This is a genomic window from Vibrio ouci (assembly GCF_004551525.1).
Lineage (GTDB): Bacteria > Pseudomonadota > Gammaproteobacteria > Enterobacterales > Vibrionaceae > Vibrio > Vibrio ouci.
Map to the genome: position 1 here is coordinate 1 of NZ_SATR01000224.1, position 990 is coordinate 990.

Here is a 990-nt window from a genome sequence, read left to right on the forward strand (position 1 = left end):
GTATTACTCGCTGCAAAACAGCGAAAACCTGAACGATGGACTGGTGATATCAGGAACTGTAAGCCAGTTGGCGAAGTCCACCTAAATCCAGAAAGAGAAGCTGCTTAATAAGCGAGCAAATGATGGCAACTATCTTGAAAAACACCGTCAGTGGGAAGCTACTATACAAAAGTCATTGTTGAAACTAGTGATGTTTTCTCGTAAGTACCCAAATTCAGGGCAAATTGATAAGCAGTTGGCTAGGCTAAGTAAAAAGTTAGAGAGTAAAACCCAACTTAAGGAAGACCCTAAGCCAATTATTAGTATCATTTCTGACATAATGCTAACTAACCCAAGATCATTCCCATCATGTGCACTAGTTTTAAGCAACACTTTAAAGTTTATCGAAGATGATGAAGAAAAGATTGAACTCTTAACTAAGATAAAAAATAAGTTTAAATCTGTACTTGGGACGGGAGCGTTAGATATATGGTTACAGCGTATATCTTATCCAATTCAACCCGATTTACAATTCAATGAAGCTCTATGCAGTATTGTAGTGGATGTTCCTGATATCAATATCTGGGAGTCTTCGTGGATTAGTGAAGAAGCATTTAAGACAGGGGCTTTAGCTACACCAATCGTTAATAGAGACACACTGAATAATTGTGAATCTATCATCAGTGAAGACGAAGTTGTTCTTTTTCCATACGATTTTGACTTTGATGAAGATTCGGAAGAAATCGAGCTATAGATTGCTAACAAACAATTTAAGAGTGATTCAGCACGCTTGGCATTTTTGGTTTGAGTTAAGTTCAGTGTTTACGGTGGTCAAATTAAGTGTCGTGGTCGCGTGCTTCACACCTTAATTGGGCGTTAGGCAAAGGGCAGAAAAGTTCTTTGTTCTAATTTTTTTGTTCCCTCTGGCATTTCGCTTTTCATAGTCGGCAATTCCGTATTGTCGGCTCAAATCCTTGAATCTCTTCAACCGTAAAACATGTCAAAATTCGT

1 protein-coding gene is annotated in these 990 nt (G+C 38.1%); it reads left to right on the top strand.

Annotated features, from left to right (window positions below; all coding sequences use genetic code 11):
- The first annotated feature begins 190 nt into the window (after positions 1–190).
- Positions 191–733 (top strand): hypothetical protein, encoded by a 543-nt coding sequence (locus ELS82_RS25310; RefSeq protein ID WP_208733318.1) that lies wholly within the window; start codon positions 191–193, stop codon positions 731–733.
- Positions 734–990 lie beyond the last annotated feature (257 nt).

Bases quoted from the DNA above. Each gene is read 5' to 3' on its own strand.
- ELS82_RS25310 (WP_208733318.1), top strand. From the start codon at position 191: ATGTTTTCTCGTAAGTACCCAAATTCAGGGCAAATTGATAAGCAGTTG.